Origin of the sequence: Paractinoplanes globisporus DSM 43857, assembly GCF_000379645.1 — a bacterium.
Taxonomy (GTDB): Bacteria; Actinomycetota; Actinomycetes; order Mycobacteriales; family Micromonosporaceae; genus Actinoplanes; species Actinoplanes globisporus.
Window position 1 is genome coordinate 24137 of the sequence record NZ_KB903299.1, and the last position, 19644, is coordinate 43780.

Genomic DNA, 19644 nt, shown 5'->3' on the forward strand with positions numbered 1-19644 from the left:
GCACGGCAGGATGGACGGATGCGGGCGATTTGGATCACCAAGGCGGGTGGACCCGAGGTTCTGGCGGTACGCGAGAGCGCGGACCCGACGCCGGGCCCGGGTGAGGTGCGGATCGCGGTCCGGGCCGCCGGGCTGAACTTCGCGGAGGTCATGGCTCGCCAGGGCCTGTATCCGGACGCGCCGAAGCCACCGTCCGTCGTCGGGTACGAGGTCGCCGGGGAAGTCGACGCGCTCGGTCCCGGGGTCACCGGCCTGGCCGAGGGGCAGCGGGTGCTCGCCCTGGTGCGTTTCGGCGGGCACGCCGAGCTGGTATGCGCGCCGGCCGAGCGGGTGCTGCCGATGCCCGACGACCTCAGCTTCGTCGACGGCGCCGCCCTGCCGGTGAACTACCTGACCGCGTACCATATGTTGTTCCGCGTCGCGAACCTGCGCCCGGGGTTCCGGGTGCTGGTGCACATGGCCGCCGGTGGGGTCGGCCTCGCCGCGCTCCAACTGTGCCGCACGGTGCCGGACGTCGTCACGTTCGGCACGGCGTCCGAGGCCAAGCACGGCGTGCTGCGGGAGGAGGGCTGCACTCACCCGATCGACTACCGCACCCAGGACTACGTGGCACGCGTGCGGGAGCTCACCGGCGGCGAAGGGGTCGACCTCGTCCTGGACGCGCTGGGCGGCCGCGACTGGAAACGCGGTCTCGGTCTGCTGCGCCCGGTCGGGCAGCTCGTCGCGTACGGCTTCGCCAACCTCAGCGGCGGTGAGCGGCGCAGCGTACGCCGTCTGATCGGTCAGTTCGCCGGGGTGCCGCTGATGACGCCGTTCTCGATGATGAACCACAACCAGACGGTCAGCGGCGTCAATCTCGGCCACCTGTGGAGCCGGAGCGACCTGCTGCGCGAGGAGCTGACCGCCCTGCTCGACCTGTGGGAGGCCGGAGCCGTCCGGCCGCGGATCGACGGGGTGTACCCGTTCGAGCAGGCGGCGGCCGCGCACCGCCGGATCGGCGAGCGCCGCAACATCGGCAAGGTCATACTGGTTCCCTGATCCCGCCGATCGCGGTGGTGTCGGGGGCCAGCCCGGCGGTCAGCCGCTCCCAGAGCCGGTCCGCCCCGGCGGCCAGGCAACCGTCCACCACCGCGTCGTTGCCCAGCGCGCTCACCCGCATGGCCGGCTCCACCGGCGCCAGCTCGCGAACCCGGGCGGCGACCCGCTCGAGGAAGTCGGCGGCCTGGCCCACGCCACCGCCCAGCACGATCAGGTGCGGGTCGGCGACCGCGATGACGGCGCAGACGGCCCGCGCGATCAGGACCGCCTCGGCCTCGACGACGCCGCGGGCGCGGGCGTCGCCACGCGCGGCCGCCTCGAAGACGGTGCGCGCGGAGAGCGGGCCGTGCATGCCGGCCAGGCGGGCGGCGCGGACGATGCCGCCCGCCGACGCGACGGTCTCCAGACCCCCGCCGAGCCGGCGCACGTCGTCCAGGTCGACGCGATCGTCGTCCATCGGAAGGAAGCCGATCTCACCGGCCGCGCCGTGCGCGCCGCGGTGGAGCTTGCCGTCGATGACCAGCCCCATGCCGATCCCGGTGCCGACCGAGATGAACGCGAAGCTCGTCACGTCCCGGCCGTGCCCGTGCGCCTGCTCGGCGAGAGCGGCGGCGTCGATGTCGTTCTCCAGCACCATCTCGGTGCCGAAGGTGCGGCGCAGTTCGCGCAGCACGGCCGGCTCGCCCCAGCCGGGCAGCCCGGCGGCGAGGGTGAGCGTGTCGTGGGCCGGGTCGTAGATGCCGGGGCTGCCGAGCACGGTCTGGCCCAGGGCGCCGGGGCCGAAGCCGGCCTCGGCGCGCAGGTCGGCGCCGAGCTTGGCCAGCGCGGCCACCCGGCCGTGGCCGGTGCGGGCCCGTGCCCGCAGGGTGGCCCGGGCCCGCACGGCGCCGGCCGAGTCGGCGATCGCCCCGCGCAGGTACTGGCCGCCGACGTCGAGGCCGAGGACGAAGCCGGAGTCGGGGTTCACCTCGTAGAGCACGGCGGCCGGCCCGGGCACCCCGGTCCGCACGCCGGCCGGGCGGACCAGCCCGGCCCGTTCGAGGTTGCCGAGGGCGAGCGACACCGTGTTCTTGGCGAGCCCGGAGATGCGGGCCAGGTCGGCCCGGGACAGCGACCCCGTGGTGCGGATGTGGTCGAGCATCAGCTGCTCGTTCAGCGCGCGGATGAGCCGCGGACGGGCAGCCGAGCCGGAAACCGCCATGCCTCACCTCCGTTACAGACTCTTGACGCGGAACTCGGGCGGCCGCTCTTGTCCCGGTCGAGATCAGTAGTCTACTTTCCTACCTATCAGACGATAGTCAACCTCACTAACAATCATGGCCGAGCGCAACGACGTTGGGGAGGCGGTATGCCACCGGCGGTCGTACTGGGCATCGACTTCGGCGGCACCAAGATCGCTATCGCGGTCGGTGACCTCGACGGCAACCGGCTGGGCGAGATCACCGTCCCGGCCGCCGCCGAGTCGGGCGCCGCGGCCAGCCTGGCCGCGACGATCGTCGCGGGGCGCGGGCTCCTGGACCGGGTGGCGCCCGGCGGCGAGCTGGCCGGCCTCGGCGTGTCCACCTTCGGCATCCCCGGCCCGGACGGGGTGGCGCTGGCACCGGCCATCGACGGCTGGGCCGACGTGTCCCTCGCCCGCGAGCTGGGCGCCGCCTTCGACCGCGTGCCCATCCGGCTGGTCACCGACGTCAAGGCCGCGGCCCAGGTCGAGGCCGAGCGGGGCGCGCTGGCCGGTTGCGACCCGGCGATCTACCTCAATCTGGGCACCGGGCTGGCCGTCGCGATCGTCGCGGGTGGCACGGTGCTGGCCGGGCGGCATGGCGCCTCCGGCGAGATCGGTTACAACCTGCGCGGTCTCGGCGACGTCGGCCGCGGGCTCGACGACCGTACGCCGCTGGAGGCGACGGTCAGCGGCGGCGCGCTGCTCACGGCCGCCGCCCGGGTGGTCCCGGGTATCACCGGGGCCGCGTTCTTCGGCGCGGTGACGGAGGATCCCGCGCTCGCCGCAGTGCTCGACGACTTCCTCACCGAGCTGTCCTTTCACCTCGTGAACCTCGCCGTCGCGGTGGATCCGCAGCGGATCGCCGTGGGCGGCGGGATGGTGCGCGCGTGGGACCTGATCGGCCCGCGACTGCGCGCGGCGCTTGATGCCGCCGTCCCCTATCCACCCGAACTCGTCATTGCCGCTTTCCCCCACGACGCGCCACTGATCGGGGCCCTGGCCCACGGCGTGGCGGCCGCCCGCGGGCGACCCACCGGCGTCGGCATAGTGCAGAAGGGAATACCAGGATGATGCGTAGCAAGAGCCTGATCGTCGTACTGGCGGCGGGGCTCGTTTTGTCCGCGTGCAGCGGGAAGTCCTCCACCTCCACGACCTCCACCGACCAGAACGCGTCCGGCACCGACGGCCCGCACAAGCCGGGCGGCACGGTCACCATCGCGAACACGACCGGGCAGACCTGGCCCTGCCAGTTCAACCCGTTCAACCCGGCCCAGAACCAGCAGGTGCTCGGTCTCCTCTACGAGCCGCTGGTGCACGTCTCCGTGGTCGGCAACTCCAAGGAGACGCCGATGCTCGCCACCGGGTACAAGTGGAGCGACGACCTCAAGTCGATCGTCTTCACCATCCGCGACGGGGTGAAGTGGAGCGACGGGCAGGCGTTCAGCGCCGACGACGTGGCGTACACCTTCAACCTCATGAAGGCCCACCCGGCGCTGGATCTCTTCGCGCTGTGGAGCGGCGCCGGGCTGACCGGCGTCACCGCGTCCGGCAACCAGGTCACGATGACCTTCGACAAGCCGGCGAAGCCGTACTTCTACAACGTCGCCGACCAGGTCGGCATCGTGCCCAAGCACATCTTCTCGGCCGGCGAGGCCGCGGCGCACCCGGACACCTGGACCAACCCGAAGCCGATCGGCACCGGCCCGTACCTGCTGAGCACCTGCGGGCCGAACAACATCGAGTACACCGCGAACCCCACGTTCTGGCAGGCCGGCAAGCCCTGGATCCAGAAGATCGAGTACCCGGCGTACCTGGACAACGCCCCGGCCAACAATGACCTGGCCAGCGGCAAGGCGCAGTGGGGTGGTCAGTTCATCCCGAACATCAAGGCGTTCTACCTGGCCAAGTCGCCGGACAACCACACCTGGTCGCCGCCGCTGCTCAACGTCGGCCTGTTCCCGAACCTCGACCCGTCGCACGCGGCCACCAGCAAGCTCGCCGTGCGCCAGGCGATCGCCGCGGCCCTCGACCGCAACCAGATCGCGCAGATCGGCGAGGGCGGCCAGCAGCCGGCGGCCAACCAGACCGGCGTGGTCACGCCGACCTTCCAGAAGTACTTCGACCAGGCCGCGCTGACCGCCTCCGGCTACGAGAAGCCCGACCCGGCCAAAGCCACGTCGCTGCTGGCCAGCGCCGGATACTCGCCGGCCAACCCGCTGAAGCTCACGGTCATCACGATCACCGGCTACACCGACTGGGACGCCTCGCTCGCCGTGGTCAAGCAGCAGTTGCAGCCGATCGGCATCGACCTGACCGTCGACGACCTGGCCCAGCAGACGTTCCTCAACAAGCTCTACACCGGCGACTTCGACCTGGCCTACTACAGCGAGCAGAACAGCGGCCCGTCGCCCTACTACGAGCTGCGCCAGGTGATGTACTCGAAGAACTCGGCGCCGATCGGCAAGAACGCCAGTTCCAACTTCGAGCGCTACAACAGCCCCGAGGCCGACAAACTGCTCGACGAGTACGCCACCGCGGACGACGCCGGGCAGGTGTCGATCGTGAAGCAGCTCTCCGCGCTGATGCTGAAGGACATACCGATGATCCCGACCACCGGCTCGGTGGACTGGTTCCAGTACAACACCGCGGACATTCTGGGGTGGCCGACGCCGGACAACCCGTACGCGGAGCCGTCGCCGTACAAGGTGCCGGACAACGAACAGGTGATGCTGCACCTGTACTCCAAGGCCGCGCAGAAGTAACCCGGCCGGACAGGAGGGCCGCCCATGAGATACGTGCTCAGACGCCTCGGATTCTTCGTGCTCACCTTGTGGGCGGCGCTCACCGTCAACTTCTTCATCCCGCGGTTCATGCCGGGCAGCCCGTTGCAGGCGTTGCGCGCGCGGACCTTCAACAAGCTCTCCCCGGCCGCGCTGGAGCAAATGCTCACCGCGTTCGGGTACAAGCCGGACGAGAACATCGGCGTCCAGTACCTCGACTACCTCGGCCACATGTTCACCGGGAACTGGGGCGTCTCGATCGGCTCGGCCCTCGGCGAGCCGATCACCAAGATCGTCGGTCAGGCCCTGCCGTGGACGCTGGGCCTGGTCGGGGTCGCGACCGTGCTGGCGTTCCTGGCCGGCTCGGTGATCGGCGTACTGGCCGGCTGGCGTCGAGGCGGGACACTGGACTCCATCCTGCCGTCGGTGTTCGTGGTGACCTCGGCCCTGCCGTACTTCTGGGTCGGTCTGCTCTTGATCCTGGTCTTCTCGGTCTGGACCGGGGGCTGGCTGCCCAGTGACTTCAACTACGACAGCAGCGTGCAGCCCGGGTTCACCCCGGAGTTCATCGGCAGCGTGCTGCGGCACGCGATCCTGCCCGGGCTCACGATCTTCATCACGGCCGTCGGCGGCTGGGTGCTGACCATGCGGAACAACATGATCACCACGTTGGCCGAGGACTACATCCGGATGGGACGGGCCAAGGGCCTGACCAATCGGAAAATCATGTATCAGTACGCGGCACGCAACGCGTTCCTGCCCAACCTGTCCGGCTTCGCGATGTCGCTGGGGTTCGTCATCTCCGGCGCCATCCTCGTCGAGTACGTGTTCAACTACCCCGGGCTCGGGTACCTGCTCTACAACGCCGTGCAGAACACCGACTACCCCCTGATGCAGGTGCTGTTCATGCTGTTCACCGTGGCGGTGCTGGTCTCGGTGCTGCTCTGCGACTTCGCGACCGCGTGGCTCGACCCGCGCTCCCGGGCGAAGGGGTGAGCGGGCAGTGACGGCATTGCTGACCACGACCACCCCGGTCGCGCCGCCCTCCCCCCGCCGGCGCGGCGGCGGGTTCCTGCGTTCCCTGCTGCACAATCGCAAGGCCATGATCGGCCTGATCATCTTCATCGTCTTCACGGTGCTGGCGGTCGTGCCGCAGCTGTTCACCTCGGTGACCGAGCCGAACAAGCTCGCCTTCCCGCCCGCCCTGCCGCCCTCGAGCGAACACTGGCTCGGCACCACCTCGCTCGGGCAGGACATCTGGGCCCAGCTGGTCTACGGCACCCGCCAGTCACTGGTGATCGCCCTGGTGGCCGGCTTCTTCGCGACCGTGCTCTCGGTGCTCGTCGGCGTCTCGGCCGCCTACCTGGGCGGCGTCGCCGACGACGTCCTGTCGATGATCATCAACGTCTTCCTGATCATCCCGACGTTCCCGCTGATCATCATCCTGGCCACGTACGCGGGCAAGGGCACCCTCTCGGTGGTGATCATCGTGCTGATCATCACCGGCTGGTCGTACGGCGCCAACCAGATGCGGGCACAGGCGTTGTCCCTGCGTAACCGCGACTTCCTGGAGTCGGCGCGGGTCCGGGGCGAACGCCGGTCGTACATCATCTTCCGCGAGATGCTGCCCACCATGACGTCGCTGATCGTGGCGAACTTCCTCGGCGCGGCCCTCTACTCCGTGCTGACCGCCGCTGGCCTACAGTTCCTCGGCCTCGGCGACCCCAACTCGATCAGCTGGGGCACGATGCTCTACTGGGCGCAGAACCAGCAGGCCCTGCAGAGCGGCATGCCGCTGTGGTCTCTCGCGCCGGGCTGCTGCGTGGCCCTGCTCGGCGTCTCGTTCGCGCTGCTCAACTACGCCTTCGACGAGTTCAGCAACCCCGCTCTGCGACCCGTTCGGAGGCGTCGTCGTGCCGCTGCTTGACGTTCAGCATCTGCGGGTTGAGTACGCCACCGAGAACCGGCCGGCGGTCGCGGTGGACGATGTCAGCTTCAGCGTCGGCGAGGGCGAGTTCGTCGCCGTCGTCGGCGAGTCGGGCTGCGGCAAGTCGACCCTGCTGTTCGCCCTGGCCCGGCTGCTCAGCCCGCCCGCCGCGATCACCCACGGCAGCGTCGAGTTCCGCGGGCAGAACCTGGTGACGATGACCGAGAAGCAGCTCAACGTGCTGCGCTGGCGGGACTTCTCGGTGGTCATGCAGAGCGCCATGAACGCGCTGAACCCGGTGGCCTCGGTCGGCGCTCAGCTCGCCGACGCCATGGCGGCGCACGGCAAGTACACCAAGACGGAGATCGCCGAGCGGTCGGTCGAGGTGCTGCGCCTGGTCGGCATCGACCCGATCCACCTGAGCAGCCATCCCCACCAGCTCAGCGGAGGCATGCGGCAGCGGGCGATGATCGCCATGGCGCTGTTGTTCACGCCCGACCTGGTGATCATGGACGAGCCGACCTCGGCGCTCGACGTGGTGGCCCAGCGCGCACTGATGGTGCAGATCCGCCAGTTGCAATCCCAGCTCGGCTTCGCGGTCATCTTCGTCACCCACGACATGTCCCTGGTCAGCCACTTCTCCGACCAGCTTCTGGTGATGTACGCCGGCCAGGTCGTCGAGGCCGGTCCGACCCGCGACGTCTTCGACCATCCCGCCCATCCGTACAGCCGCGGGCTGCTCGACGCGTTCCCGTCGATCCGCGGGCCCCGGGTGCCGCTCACCGGCATCCCGGGCAGTCCGCCCGATCTGTCGCGGCTGCCGGCGGGCTGCAGCTTCCAGCCGCGCTGCCCGGTGTCGGTGGACGCGTGCGTGACCACCCGGCCGCCGCTCTACCCGGTCGGGCCGGCCCTCAGCCGATGCCTGCTCAACGCGCCGGACCCCGTCTCGGCCCCGGCCTCGTCCCGGGCCTCTTCGCCGGCCTCGGCCCCGGATTCGTCTTCCGAGGAGGACCGATGACCGAGTTGCTGCGGACGCACGGGCTCACCCGGCACTTCAAGGTCGGCGGGACGTTCTCGGGCAAGCGGCTGCACGCCGTCGACGACGTCGACCTGACCATCGAGGAGCGCGAGATCATCGCGCTGGTCGGCGAGAGCGGCAGCGGCAAGTCGACCATCGCGCGGCTGCTGGCCCGGGTCTACGCGCCCACCGCCGGGGAGATCATCTACCGCGGGCGACCGCTGGCGAAGCTGCGCCGGCGCAAGGACTTACTGTCATACCGCGGCGACGTGCCAATGGTCTTTCAGGACCCGTTCAGCTCGTTGAACCCGGCGTACCGCGTCAGCCACGGCATCATGCGGGGGCTGATCCTGCACCGGCCGGATCTCAATGCGGCCGCCCGGCAGGCGGAGGCCGTGCGGGTCGTCGAGGCCGTCGGGCTGCACCCGGCCGCCGAAATCCTGGAGCGCTACCCGTACCAGCTCTCCGGCGGGCAGCGCCAGCGCGTCGGCTTCGCCCAGGCGCTGGCCTACCGCCCGAAACTGATCATCGCGGACGAGCCGGTGTCCATGCTCGACGTGTCCATCCGCATCGGGCTGCTCAACCTGATGGCGGCGCTGCGCGAGGACGAGGGCGTCTCGATCCTCTACATCACGCACGACATCGCCAGCGCGCGCTACCTGTCCGACCGGATCGCCGTCATGTACGGCGGGCACATCGTCGAGACCGGCCCGACCGAGGACGTGCTGGCCGACCCGAAACACCCGTACACCCAGCTGTTGCTCTCGGCCGTGCCCGATCCCCGCGCTCCGCTCGACCCGGACGCGGTCGTCGATCGCGGCGAGCCGCCACGCGTGGTGGATCCGGCGCCGGGCTGCCGGTTCCGCGCGCGCTGCCCGCTCGCGATCGACCGCTGTGCGGTGGAGACCCCTCTGCTCCGGGAACTCGGGCCGCGGCACAGCGCCGCCTGCCACGTGGCGGTCTGACCACCACGCGGCAGGCGCGTCGCGAGTCAGGAACGGGGCGGCGGCGTCGACGAGTACCGGGAGCTCAGGAACACCGTGGCGTCCGACCTCTGCTCCCACGCCAGCAGCGAACCGGAGTCCGGGTCGATGACCAGGCGGGTGTTCACGGCGCTGCCGTCCGCGTTGCGGTAGGCGTAGCCGATCGCGGCCCCGGCCCGGCCCTTCGCGTCCCGGGCGTGTTCGTCGACCGTGAGCCCGGGCAGGCCGGCCAGCATCCGGTAGGTCGCCGCCGGCACCCCGTCCGGGACCGGCAGGTCGCTCAGCAGCGTCCAGGACTCGCTGAACAGCATTTCCACCCGCCATCTCGCGATCTGGTCCGGCGTCCAGGTGCCGTCGCGGCCCGCCGCGTCATCCAGCTTGATCAGGTACGCCTTGAGCTTGTCCGGGTCGGCCGGCAGCGCTTGGATCTGGGCGTACGTGAGCGAGGTCCCGCCGACGGCGAAGTCGCCGCCGGGCATGACCGAGACGTCGCGCTTGCCCGGGGCAGCCGTGAGCTTCCGGCCGTGGGCCTGCTTGCCGTCCGGCCCGGTCAGCGCCCACTCGGCGGGCGATCCCGCGGCCCGCCAGGCGGCCTTGTCGGCGTCGGTGGCCGGGGCGGCGCCGAGCCAGCGGGTCACGAAGGTGACGTCCTCGCCGCGGCGCAGCGGGTGCCACGTCTCCATCTCGCTGCTGCCCTGCACGTGGTAGCCGCCCACGTCGTACACATGATGAAGCTCGACCTTGGTCACCCAGAAGTCGCCGGTCCCGGGGGTGGTGGTGGTCTTCTCGGCGGCGGCCAGCAGGAGGCCGCGGGCGGTGGCCGGCGGGGCCGCCGTCGCGATCGACGACGTGGGCGGTGACTCCCCCGGCGGGTTCGATGCCGATCCGACCGCGACGACCACGGCGACCACGGCGGCGGCCGTCGGCACCAGCCCGGCCGCGAGGAGGCGGCGACTCCGGCGGCGGGCCGGCGGCGTCGGCATGGGCATCGGCATCGGCTGGTAGGGAAAGCTCGGAATCGGCCGGGACGGTGCTTCGTCGAGCACGCTCGGGCGCGCCTCGGCGATCAGCCGCATCGCCTCACGATGGCGGTTCATCTGCGGATCTCCTCTGCGGGGGAAGCGGGACGGGAAGGGACGACGGCGGCCGACTGTTCGGTCAGGGCCTTCTCGAAGCGTCTTCGCGCGCGGTGCAGCCGCACCAGGAAGGTGGCCGTGCTGCAGCCCACCACCTGCGCGGCCTCCGAGGTCGAAAGGCCATGCCATCCGACCAATGTGAGTAGCTCGCGGTCGGTGGCGCCGAGCGCGTCGAGGGCCGCGAGGGTCACCGCCCGCTCGGCCACCGCCTCGGCGACGTCGCCCTCGGCCTCGGGCGGCGCCTGCGACAGCAGCCGCAGCTGGTTGGCCGCGTCCCGATGTCGCTCGTGCACGACGTTGCGGGCCACGCCGAGCAGCCACGGCAGCGGCTCGGCGGGCATGGCGTCGAGCCGCCGCCATGCCACCAGGAAGGTGTCGCTGACGATGTCGTCCGCGACGTCCCGCCCGGCCCGGCTGACCGCGTACGCGTAAACCTGGCGATGATGCCGGCCGAAGACCTCCGCGAACCGGTCCCGTGCCGCTGGGGATGTCACTCGCGCTGCTCCTTGTGAGAAGGGTGAGCCGTCGCGAGTAATGACGGCAGGGGCTCGATTCTTACCGCTGGGGTGGTCCAATTCACGGATGGAGGCTCGTGTACTTCCCCCGTCCGACCTCACCGCCATCCTCGACGTGCTGGTCAGCGTCGGCGCCCAGGTCGCGGCCGACGAGCTCGACCCGGCGCTGGCCGACCGTCTCGGCCGGCGGCTGAGGAAGCACGGTCTGCTCGGGGAGGTCTCCCCCGGCGAGCTCAACGCCGTCATCGCCGACCTGTGCCGGCGGGTGCACTGGGCCATGGGCGACGGGTCTTCTTATCCGGCCGCGGCGGCGCGCGTCACCGTCTATCGGATGCGGTTCGGGGATGTGCGGTCCGCGCGGGAGGTCGTGGCCTGGGTCGAGCAATCCGGGGGCGGCGCTTCCCTCAGCGGTGGGTCCGACTCCTGGGAGGTCGCCGCGACATATCCGGATCTGTGGCCCAGCGCCGAGTTCGAGCAGCGGGTCGCCTCGCTGACCCAGGTTGCGTCGGAGCACGGCGGCTCGTACACCGGAGCCGGCGACTGAGCGAGGGTTGTCAGGCTTCCTTTCCATGATGTCAGGGACGCTTGACTAAATGGAAGGGCCAGCTTACGTTCGACGCATGGCAAAGCAGGCACAGGAGGACCAGGTGACACGCGCGGCCCGCCGCGCCGTCCTCATCGACGGCATACCCGTGTCCACCCTGGGGATCATCGCCCTGGCGCTCGGCAGCAACCCCGACCAGACCGCCACCCAGAAGGCCTGGTGGATCGCGACCACCACTGTGTTCACCCTCGCCGTGGCCTGGGTGCTGGTGCGAGCCTTCCGGCGGGCCGATGAATACCTGCGCCGGGTCCAGCTGGAGAGCATGGCCATCGCGTTCGCCGCCGTCCTGGTGGCGCTGCAGGTGGCCACCCTGCTCGACGCCTCCGGCATCGTCGAGCTCCATCAGCTGGCGCAGCTGATCCTCCTCGGCGGCGTGGCGCTCTGGCTCCTGATCGCCGACCTGCGCACCCGCTTCCACCGCTTCCATCGCTGAGGGAAAGCACCCGTGGAGAACCGACTACGCGAGCTGCGCGCGGCCCGCCGGTGGAGCCAGGCCGACCTGGCCGACCGGTGCCAGGTCTCCCGGCAGGCCATCAACGCCATCGAAACCGGGCGCTACGACCCGAGCCTGCCCCTGGCCTTCACCATCGCCTACGTCTTCGGCCTGACCATCGAACAAATCTTCCGCCCCGACCGGCCGGAGACGACGGGAAACCCGGCCCGGCAATGAGCGGCGCCGATCAACCGTGCCGGGTCGGCCGATAGGTCAGCACCTGCGTGTGGCCGTCGAAGGTCCGGGCCTCGAGCAGCTCGAGGTCGAAGTCGTCCGCACCGTCGAAGATCCGGTCCACGCCGGTCGCTCCGGAGATCACCGGGAAGACCGTCAGTTCGATGGTGTCGATCAGGCCGGCATTCAGCAGCGCCCGGTTGAGCGTCAGGCTGCCGTGGGAGCGCAGCGGCACGTCGGATTCGGCCTTGAGGCGCGTGACCACCTCGACCGGATCGCCGGACTCGATGGTCGTGCCCGGCCATTCCAGCGGCTCGGTCAGCCGGCTCGAGATCACCGTGACCGGAGAGTCGAACATGCGCGTGATCCATCCGTCGAACAGGCTGCGGTCGAAGCCGGCGTCAAGGAACGGCGCGTTCGACGAGTAGGTCTTGGCCCCGAGCACCATGCGCAGCGGGTCGCGGTAGGCGGCAGCGCGATGCGCGAGGAACTCGGGGCCCTGCTTGCCCCAGTAGCCGCCCCAGTCGCCCTGGTGGTTGGCGAAGCCGTCGAGCGTGGAGAAGATGTCGAAGGTGTACGTGGCAGTCACGGTGTCTCCTTGCGGGAGTTGGGCGCGCCGCGCCTGGTGGCGGCGTCACCCCTGCTACGAACACCACCGCCCCGATCCGACACGCCTCCCGGATCTCTTTCAAAACTCTTCCGGGCCGATCCGGTCCGAGTGCGTGGCCGGTCGGTTAGCGGCTCGACGCCGGTCGCGTGGCTGGCGGTCAGGCTCGCGGCGAGCCGGCCACGGCCATCGGCGGGCCCTCCGGAGCAGCGGGCAGTGGCTGTGGGTCGTCGTCGACGAGGCGGCGGGCCAGGGCGGTGAGGGCGGCGCGCAGTTGGGCGTCGTCGTCGGCGCCCCAGTCGGCCAGTTCGGCGGCCAGCCAGGCTCGCACGGCGGCGACCAGCCGTTCCAGCTCGGTCCGGCCGAGCGGGGTGACGGTGAGCCTGTCCTCGGTGCCGGCCAGGTAGCCGGCGGCGATGGCGGCGGTGAAGGCCGGCCACAGCACGGCGCCGGGCACGCGGACGCGGTGGGCGATCGCGCGCAGGCTGGTGTCGCGGTCCAGCCGCTCGCGCACGTGGACCTGGCCGACGCACCAGCCGTTGGCGGTGTCGAGCTCGCTGCCGGAGGCCTCGCGCAGCGCGGCGAGCCGCTCCGGCCGCTGGCTGCGGATGAGGCGGGCGATGGCGGTCTGCAGTTGCACGGAGCTGTCCGCGGAGTCCGGCATGCCGAACCCGCCGCCGACGTCGCCGGCCCCGGCGCGAGAGGAGTCGCGCAGCGGCACTTGCTTCAGGAAGAGGGCGAGCACGAACGCGGCGAGCGCGACCGGAACCGCGGCCAGGAACACGACGTGCAGCGCCTCGGCGTACGCGTCGACGATCGGCGCGATCTGCTCCGGGGGATGGGAGTGCAGCAGCTTCGGCGTCGCGACCGCGGCCGGGGTCAGCCCGCCGGTCTCCGCGAAGGCCGCGGCCAGCCGGGTGCCGAGCGCGTTCGAGTAGATCGTGCCGAAGATCGCGACGCCGAATGAGCTGCCCAGCGTGCGGAAGAAGGTCACGGCGGAGGTCGCGACGCCGAGGTCTCGGAAGTCCGCGGTGTTCTGCACGATGATGGTCAGAACCTGCATGCAGAGGCCGATGCCGGCCCCGAGCACGAGCATGTCCAGCGACGTGATCAGGGTCCCGGTGCCGGCGTCGAGTCGCGACAGCAGGTACAGCCCGAGCGCCATGACCAGCGTGCCGACAATCGGAAAGACCTTATAACGGCCAGTGCGACTGACCACGACGCCGGAGCCGATCGAGGTGACAAGCAAACCCATGACCAAAGGCAGCGTGCGTACGCCGGAGTCGGTGGCCGACACGCCCTTGACGTACTGCAGGTAGGTGGGCAGGAACGTCATCGCGCCCAGCATCGCGAACCCGACGATGAACGCCAGGATGACGCTGATCGTGAAGACGGACCGGCGGAACAGGCGCAGCGGCAGGATCGGGTCCTCGGCGCGCGACTCGGCCAGCACGAACAGCGCAAGCGCCACCACCGACCCGGCGAACAGGCCGATGATCGTGCCCGATCCCCACGGGTACTGGGTGCCGCCCCAGCTCAGGGCCAGGGTCAGGCCCGCTGTGCCGAGCGACACCAGCAGGATGCCGAGGTAGTCGATGCGTACCCGGCCCTCGGCGCGGCGGCGCGGCAGCGTCGCGCTCGCCAGCGCGATCACGGCCAGACCGAGCGGCAGGTTGATGTAGAACGCCCAGCGCCAGGACAGGTGGTCGGTGAACAGACCGCCGGCCAGCGGCCCGAGGACCGTGGTCACACCGAACACCGCGCCGAGCGCGCCCTGGTACTTGCCGCGCTCGCGCAGCGGAATGACGTCGGCGATCAGCGCGGTCGCGGTCACCGCGAGGCCGCCGGCACCCACGCCCTGAACGGCCCGCCAGGCGATCAACCAGGTCATACTTCCGGCAAACCCGCAGGCCGCGGACGCGCCGACGAACAGGCCGGCCGAGATCTGGAAGACGAGCTTGCGGCTGAACAGGTCGCCGAACTTGCCGGCGAGCACAGTCGCCACGGTGTCGGCGAGCAGATACGACGACACCACCCAGGACAGGTGGCTCGCGCCGCCCAGGTCGCCGACGATCGTCGGCAGCGCCGTGGAGACGATCGTCTGGTCCAGCGCCGACAACAGGATGCCGAGCAACACCGTGACGAAGACCAGGTTCATCTGCCGCCGGCCGATCGCCGGGGCCGGGGTCGCCACCGTCATCCCGCCATCATTGCTACGGTCCGGCCGGGGACGCCTCATCCGCAACAGATCAAATGATCGGACCTATTGCAGCAGTACGACGGCGCGTCCGGTGAGCGTTCCGGAGGCGAGCCGGTCGTACGCCTCCTCGGTCTTCTCGAAGGCGAACTCCTCCACCTGGTTGCGGATCAGACCCGCCCCGGCCAGGGCGATAACCTCCTGCGCGTCGGCGATGGCCGAGCCCTGGAAGGTGTAGACCTCGCCGTCGCGGGGCAGCGTGCCGAACCAGGGCCGATCGAGCCGCCCGCCCGCCGACCCGATGAGGCCGTAGGCGCCGCCCGGCCGGACCGCGGCGATCCCGGCCGCGATGGTCTCGTCGGTGCCGACGAAGTCGAGCACGGCGTCGGCGCCGATCCGGCGGAGGCGATCCACGCCGGGCAGCGTCTCGTGGGCGCCGGCCTCTTCCGCGTACGCGCGCCGGGCCGGGTCGGGGTCGACGGCGAGCACCCGGGCGGCGGTCAGCACCCGCAGGAACTGCACCGCGAACGCGCCGAGCCCGCCCGCGCCGACCACGACCGCGGTGCCACCGGGGACCACGCGGGGCACTGCCCGGCGGACCGCGTGATAGGCCGTGGCGCCCGCGTCGGTGAGCGGCCCGGCGTGCCGCGGGTCGAGACCGCCCAGCGGCAGCACGCCCCGCCGGTCGGCGAGCACGAACTCGGCCAGGCCGCCGTCCCGCCCGTAGCCGCGGCCGGTCAGCCCGTGCGGGCAGCCGCTCTCCAGGCCGCGCACGCAGAACCAGCACCTGCCGCAGGAGGCGGTGGCGGCCAGCGCCACCGCGGTGCCCTCGGCCAGATCGGCGGCGGGCGCGGCGACCCAGCCCGCGGTCTCGTGGCCGAGCGTGAACGGCATCCGCCACCCGAGCCGCTCGCCCACCGCCCGCGGCATCTGGCGCATCGTGAGGTCGGACCGGCACAGCCCGCAGCCGGCGACGCGAACCAGCACCTGCCCGGGCCCGGGCACCGGCTCGGGCACCTCGGCGTGCGAAGGGACTGAACCCCAGTCGGTCATACGGAAAGCCCGCATCGCTCTAGAGTGGAACACGTTCTATCTGCGGTCAAGGCGCGTCCGACCGTTCGTTGACCACAAGTTAGAACGCGTTCTAGCATGAACCGTGCTTACTCAGCCGTTCGCCGACGCCATCGCGGAAGCCGAGCGCGTCGTCGCCGAGGCCCCCCACATCCGCGGCGAGCAGGACCTGATCGAGGGCCACGACTACCTGGCCGGCGGCATCCGGGCATCGATCCAGATGGCCTGGGCCTACGAACGCGACTTTCCCTACTTCGTGCGCTCCACCGGGCCGTACACGAAAATGGGTCTCGATAATCCGGACACGCTTTACTTCCACGCGTGGCTGCGCGACGACGCCGAGTATGTGGTGACCGGGCGCCGCGGGACGACCGCCGACCTGAGCTTCCAGATCCTCGACGGCTCCTACTCCCCGGTCAACGTGCCGGGCAGCCTCGCCGCGTTCGACGACCGCGAGATCGACATCGATGCGGACGGCGGCTTCGAGATCCGGTTCGGGACGGGCCTGTCCGGGCGCAACGCGTTCCCGCTCGCCCCGGGCTCGGCCATGCTCGTGGTGCGCGAGGTCTTCAGCGACTGGGCCACCGAGCGACCCGGCACGCTGCGCATCCACCGCGCCGATCGGGCGGGTGCCGCGCCGCCGCCGCTCACGATGGACATCCTCGCCCGGCGGTACGCGGTGGCCGGCAAGATGCTCGTCGGCCGGATCCGCACGTTTCTGGCGTTCGCCGAAAGGTTCTACCTGAATCTGCCGGTGAACACGCTGACACCGCCCCGGCTCACCCCCGGCGGGCTGGCCACTCAGTACTCCTCGGCCGGCCACTACGAGCTCGCCGACGACCAGGCGATGGTGGTCACCGTCCCGGTCTCCGACGCGCCCTACCAGGGCCTTCAGCTCGGCAGCATGTGGTACGTCTCGCTGGATTACATGAACCATCAGACCAGCCTCACCGTGCCGCAGGCCCGGATCGACCCCGACGGCATGATCCGGTACGTGATCAGCGAGCGCGATCCGGGCGTGGCGAACTGGATCGAGCGCACCGGCCACGACCGCGGCTACGTGCAACTGCGGTGGCAGCGGCTGTCCCGCCCGCTGACCGATGCGGACGGCCCGCGGGTCGAGGTGGTCGCCGTCGACGACCTGCCCAAGCAGCTGCCGTACCACGAAAGGATCGACCATTCGCAGTGGAGCGAGCGGATCGCCGCCCGGCAGGCCGGCACCGCGGCCCGGATGCTGGGCTGAGTCGTGCTGCTCGCCGAGAAGGTCGTGCTGGTCGCCGGGGTCGGCCCCGGGCTGGGCCAGGCCGTCGCCGTGCGCGCCGCCCAGTCCGGCGCCGACGTGGTGCTCGCCGCCCGCACCGAGCCGTACCTGTCCGAGGTGGCCGGGAAGGTGGAGGCGGCCGGGCGGCGAGCGCTGGTGGTGCCGACCGACCTCACCGACGACGACGCGAGCGCGGCCCTGGTGCGGCGCGCGGTCGACGAGTTCGGCCGGGTCGACGCGCTGGTGAACAACGCGTTCGCGATGCCGCCCATGCGCAGCCTCGGCAAGGTCGAGTTCGACGACCTGCGGGAGAACTTCGAGGTCAACGTGCTCGCGGCGCTGCGCCTGACCCGGCTGCTGACCCCGGCGCTGATCGAGTCCGGCGGCGCGGTCGTCATGGTGAACTCGGCGGTGCTGCGGCACTCGCGGCGCCCGTTCGGGCCGTACAAGCTGGCCAAGGCCGGGCTGCTCGCGGTCGCGCAGAACCTGGCCGGCGAGCTCGGCCCGAAGGGCGTACGGGTCAACTCGGTCGCGCCCGGCTGGATCTGGGCCGACAGCCTGCGCTGGTGGTTCGACCATCAGGCCGAACAGCGCGGGGTACCGGCCCAGCAGATCTACGACGAGGTGGCGGCCACCACCGACCTGCGCCGGCTGCCCGAGCCGGACGAGGTCGCCGACGCCGTGCTGTTCCTCGTCTCCGATCTGGCCCGCGGCATCACCGGGCAGTGCCTCGACGTCAACTGCGGCGAGTTCCACCACTGAGCGACCGAGGGCGGACCAATATGCAGACCGTTCGCACGGACGTCGGCACCGTCGAGGACCTGCACGCCTCCGCGACCCGGCTGACCGGACTCGACGACTTCGGCGACGATTCCTACCGCGACGGGATGGTCGCGCTGCTCTCCGCGTACGGGAAAGAGGCAAGCCTGACCCCGGCGGGCAGCAAGATGACCCGCGGGCTGTTGCGCGCGGCGCTGGTGTCGAGGCTCCTGAGCGAAGCGGCGTGGAAACAGTTCCCGGAGCACACCGGCGTGCCGATAACTCGCCCGGTCTTCCTGACCGGCCTGCCGCGCACCGGCACCACCGCGCTGCACCGGCTGCTGACCCGCGATCCCGCGCACCAGGGCCTCGAGCTGTGGCTCACCGAGGTGCCGCAGCCGCGCCCGCCCCGCGACACGTGGGAGTCGAACCCGATTTTCGCGGCGCTGCAGGCCGGATACGAGCAGCACCACGAGTCCGACCCGGAGTTCATGGGCATGCACTACACCGGGGCCGACCAGGTCGAGGAGTGCTGGCGGCTGCTGGTGCAGTCGATGACCTCGGTGTCCTTCGAGTGCCTGGCCCACATCCCGAGCTACTCGCGGTGGCTGAGCGGGCAGGACTGGACTTCCGCCTACCGGCGCCACCGGCGCAACCTGCAGCTGATTGGTTTGACCAATCGGGATCGCCGCTGGGTGCTGAAGAACCCGAGCCACCTGTTCGCGCTGGACGCGCTGCTCGCCGCGTACCCCGACGCGGTCATCATCCAGACCCATCGCGCGCCGCGGGTGGCGATCGCCTCGGTGTGCAGCCTCAACGCGCGCGCCTCGGACGGCTGGTCGGAGCTGTTCCGCGGCAAAGTGCTGGGCCGGGCGCAGCTGGAGCTGTGGTCGCGGGGCCTGCGGCGCTTCGCTTCCGACCGTTCGCGGCACGACCCCTCGCGTTTCATCGACGTCGACTACGACGCTTTCGTAACGGATCCGATCGGCACGATGGCCTACATATATGACCGTCTGGACACGCCGCTGACGCCGGGGGCACGGGCCGCCATGACCTCGCTGCAGGCCGAGCCCCGCCGCCCGGCGCACCGCTACGACCTCGCCGATTTCGGCCTGACCGCCGCCGACGTGGACGCCGCCTTCGCCGGGTGATGCGGCGGGGGTACGGTGCCCCGGTGCCGTCCAGTTACCCCCTTCTGAACCTGGCCGTTCGTACGCCGCGGCTGACGCTCGCCGCCGCCACCGACGAGCTGCTGGAGCGGCTGGTGCCGGTGGTCCGGGCCGGCGTGGTCCCGGCCGGCGAGCCGCTGCCGTTCGACGATCCGATGTCGCTCTACGACGACAGCCCGGCCCGGGAATGGCGCTGGATGCGCGCCGTCTGGGCCGGCCGGGCGCGGGTCAGCGCCGAGTTCTGGCGCCTCTACTTCGTGATCTGCGACGACGGCGAGCCGGTCGGCATGCAGGACCTGATCGCCCGCGACTTCGCCGCGATCGGCACCGTGACCTCGTTCTCGTGGCTGGCGCCCGCCGCCCGAGGCCGCGGGCTGGGCAAGGAAGCGCGGGCGGCGATCCTCCACCTGGCCTTCGAGGGCTTCGGCGCCCGCGAGGCCGGCAGCGACGCCTTCACCGACAACCACGCCTCGAACCGGGTGTCCGAGGCCCTCGGCTACTCCCGCAACGGCACGGACTGGGCCACCCGCCGCAGCGAGCCGGCCGAGCTGCAGCGCTGGCGGCTGACCCGAGCCGACTGGGAGAGGCGCCGACGCGCCGACATCACGCTGTCCGGCGTCGCGGAATGCAGGCCAGTGCTGGGCCTGTGACGCGGTGCCCACTCTGGCCTCCGGCGTCCCCGCGGCGGCG

The 19644-nt window shown here is 71.0% G+C and carries 20 protein-coding genes; 14 read left to right on the forward strand and 6 right to left on the reverse strand.

Going from position 1 to position 19644, the window contains the following annotated elements:
* The first annotated feature begins 18 nt into the window (after positions 1–18).
* The gene (locus tag A3CQ_RS0113290; protein WP_020511428.1) at positions 19–1038 is read left to right on the forward strand and encodes a synaptic vesicle VAT-1 family membrane protein; all 1020 of its coding nucleotides are present in this window, start codon (positions 19–21) and stop codon (positions 1036–1038) included.
* Here A3CQ_RS0113290 and A3CQ_RS52660 read toward each other — a convergent pair.
* Positions 1022–2239: an ROK family transcriptional regulator gene (locus A3CQ_RS52660; RefSeq protein ID WP_020511429.1), complete on the reverse strand. Its 1218-nt coding sequence runs from the start codon at positions 2237–2239 to the stop codon at positions 1022–1024. The two genes, A3CQ_RS0113290 and A3CQ_RS52660, sit on opposite strands and share 17 nt — an antisense overlap.
* Before the next feature lie 147 nt (positions 2240–2386).
* Here A3CQ_RS52660 and A3CQ_RS0113300 point away from each other — a divergent pair, with 147 nt between their 5' ends.
* Genes A3CQ_RS0113300 through A3CQ_RS0113325 form a run of 6 tightly spaced genes read left to right on the forward strand, consistent with a single transcriptional unit; the run spans position 2387 to position 8950 of the window.
* The gene (locus A3CQ_RS0113300; protein ID WP_020511430.1) at positions 2387–3331 is read left to right on the forward strand and encodes an ROK family protein; all 945 of its coding nucleotides are present in this window, start codon (positions 2387–2389) and stop codon (positions 3329–3331) included.
* Entirely contained in the window at positions 3328–5022 is a 1695-nt protein-coding gene (locus A3CQ_RS0113305) for an ABC transporter substrate-binding protein (RefSeq protein WP_157295813.1), read from the forward strand. Before A3CQ_RS0113300 ends, A3CQ_RS0113305 begins: the two co-directional genes overlap by 4 nt.
* Before the next feature lie 24 nt (positions 5023–5046).
* Positions 5047–6036, forward strand: a complete 990-nt coding sequence (locus tag A3CQ_RS0113310; protein WP_020511432.1) for an ABC transporter permease — start codon at positions 5047–5049, stop codon at positions 6034–6036.
* Between the two features lie 7 nt (positions 6037–6043).
* Positions 6044–6967 (forward strand): ABC transporter permease, encoded by a 924-nt coding sequence (locus A3CQ_RS0113315; protein ID WP_026205655.1) that lies wholly within the window; start codon positions 6044–6046, stop codon positions 6965–6967.
* Positions 6954–7985, forward strand: a complete 1032-nt coding sequence (locus A3CQ_RS0113320; protein ID WP_020511434.1) for an ABC transporter ATP-binding protein — start codon at positions 6954–6956, stop codon at positions 7983–7985. Before A3CQ_RS0113315 ends, A3CQ_RS0113320 begins: the two co-directional genes overlap by 14 nt.
* On the forward strand, positions 7982–8950 hold the full coding sequence (locus A3CQ_RS0113325; protein WP_020511435.1) for an ABC transporter ATP-binding protein: 969 nt from the start codon (positions 7982–7984) through the stop codon (positions 8948–8950). Before A3CQ_RS0113320 ends, A3CQ_RS0113325 begins: the two co-directional genes overlap by 4 nt.
* Positions 8951–8976: 26 nt before the next feature.
* Here the strand turns inward: A3CQ_RS0113325 and A3CQ_RS0113330 are convergent, their stop codons facing one another.
* Together A3CQ_RS0113330 and A3CQ_RS52665 are read right to left on the reverse strand one after the other, a co-directional pair.
* Positions 8977–10065 carry a CU044_5270 family protein gene (locus A3CQ_RS0113330; protein WP_026205656.1) on the reverse strand — a complete coding sequence of 363 codons (1089 nt, stop codon included), beginning with the start codon at positions 10063–10065 and terminating at the stop codon, positions 8977–8979.
* Positions 10062–10598, reverse strand: a complete 537-nt coding sequence (locus A3CQ_RS52665; protein ID WP_020511437.1) for an RNA polymerase sigma factor — start codon at positions 10596–10598, stop codon at positions 10062–10064. The genes A3CQ_RS0113330 and A3CQ_RS52665 overlap by 4 nt, the downstream gene beginning before the upstream one ends.
* Positions 10599–10686: 88 nt before the next feature.
* Between A3CQ_RS52665 and A3CQ_RS0113340 the strand changes: the two genes are divergently transcribed.
* The 3 genes from A3CQ_RS0113340 (at position 10687) to A3CQ_RS0113350 (ending at position 11893) form a co-directional block, all read left to right on the forward strand.
* Positions 10687–11163, forward strand: coding sequence for a hypothetical protein (locus tag A3CQ_RS0113340; protein ID WP_020511438.1), 477 nt, complete (start codon positions 10687–10689; stop codon positions 11161–11163).
* A gap of 76 nt (positions 11164–11239) precedes the next feature.
* On the forward strand, positions 11240–11656 hold the full coding sequence (locus A3CQ_RS0113345) for a hypothetical protein (RefSeq protein ID WP_020511439.1): 417 nt from the start codon (positions 11240–11242) through the stop codon (positions 11654–11656).
* Between the two features lie 12 nt (positions 11657–11668).
* Positions 11669–11893 (forward strand): helix-turn-helix transcriptional regulator, encoded by a 225-nt coding sequence (locus tag A3CQ_RS0113350; protein WP_020511440.1) that lies wholly within the window; start codon positions 11669–11671, stop codon positions 11891–11893.
* A 10-nt stretch (positions 11894–11903) separates the two neighbouring features.
* On the opposite strand, the gene A3CQ_RS0113355 is transcribed toward A3CQ_RS0113350, so the two are convergent.
* From A3CQ_RS0113355 to A3CQ_RS0113365, 3 genes are all read right to left on the reverse strand, one after another.
* Entirely contained in the window at positions 11904–12479 is a 576-nt protein-coding gene (locus tag A3CQ_RS0113355) for a dihydrofolate reductase family protein (protein WP_020511441.1), read from the reverse strand.
* A 178-nt stretch (positions 12480–12657) separates the two neighbouring features.
* Positions 12658–14697 (reverse strand): MDR family MFS transporter, encoded by a 2040-nt coding sequence (locus A3CQ_RS0113360; RefSeq protein WP_020511442.1) that lies wholly within the window; start codon positions 14695–14697, stop codon positions 12658–12660.
* A gap of 63 nt (positions 14698–14760) precedes the next feature.
* The gene (locus A3CQ_RS0113365) at positions 14761–15762 is read right to left on the reverse strand and encodes an alcohol dehydrogenase catalytic domain-containing protein (RefSeq protein WP_026205658.1); all 1002 of its coding nucleotides are present in this window, start codon (positions 15760–15762) and stop codon (positions 14761–14763) included.
* 88 nt (positions 15763–15850) lie between these two features.
* Between A3CQ_RS0113365 and A3CQ_RS0113370 the strand changes: the two genes are divergently transcribed.
* From A3CQ_RS0113370 to A3CQ_RS0113385, 4 genes are read left to right on the forward strand one after another with little or no spacing between them, the layout of a single operon-like run.
* A complete protein-coding gene (locus A3CQ_RS0113370; RefSeq protein ID WP_020511444.1) occupies positions 15851–17008 on the forward strand; it encodes a hypothetical protein in 1158 nt (385 codons plus the stop codon).
* Between the two features lie 3 nt (positions 17009–17011).
* Positions 17012–17788, forward strand: a complete 777-nt coding sequence (locus tag A3CQ_RS0113375) for an SDR family oxidoreductase (RefSeq protein ID WP_020511445.1) — start codon at positions 17012–17014, stop codon at positions 17786–17788.
* A gap of 20 nt (positions 17789–17808) precedes the next feature.
* Positions 17809–18936 carry a sulfotransferase family protein gene (locus tag A3CQ_RS0113380; RefSeq protein WP_020511446.1) on the forward strand — a complete coding sequence of 376 codons (1128 nt, stop codon included), beginning with the start codon at positions 17809–17811 and terminating at the stop codon, positions 18934–18936.
* A gap of 23 nt (positions 18937–18959) precedes the next feature.
* The gene (locus A3CQ_RS0113385) at positions 18960–19604 is read left to right on the forward strand and encodes a GNAT family N-acetyltransferase (protein ID WP_026205659.1); all 645 of its coding nucleotides are present in this window, start codon (positions 18960–18962) and stop codon (positions 19602–19604) included.
* The last annotated feature ends 40 nt before the right edge of the window (positions 19605–19644 follow it).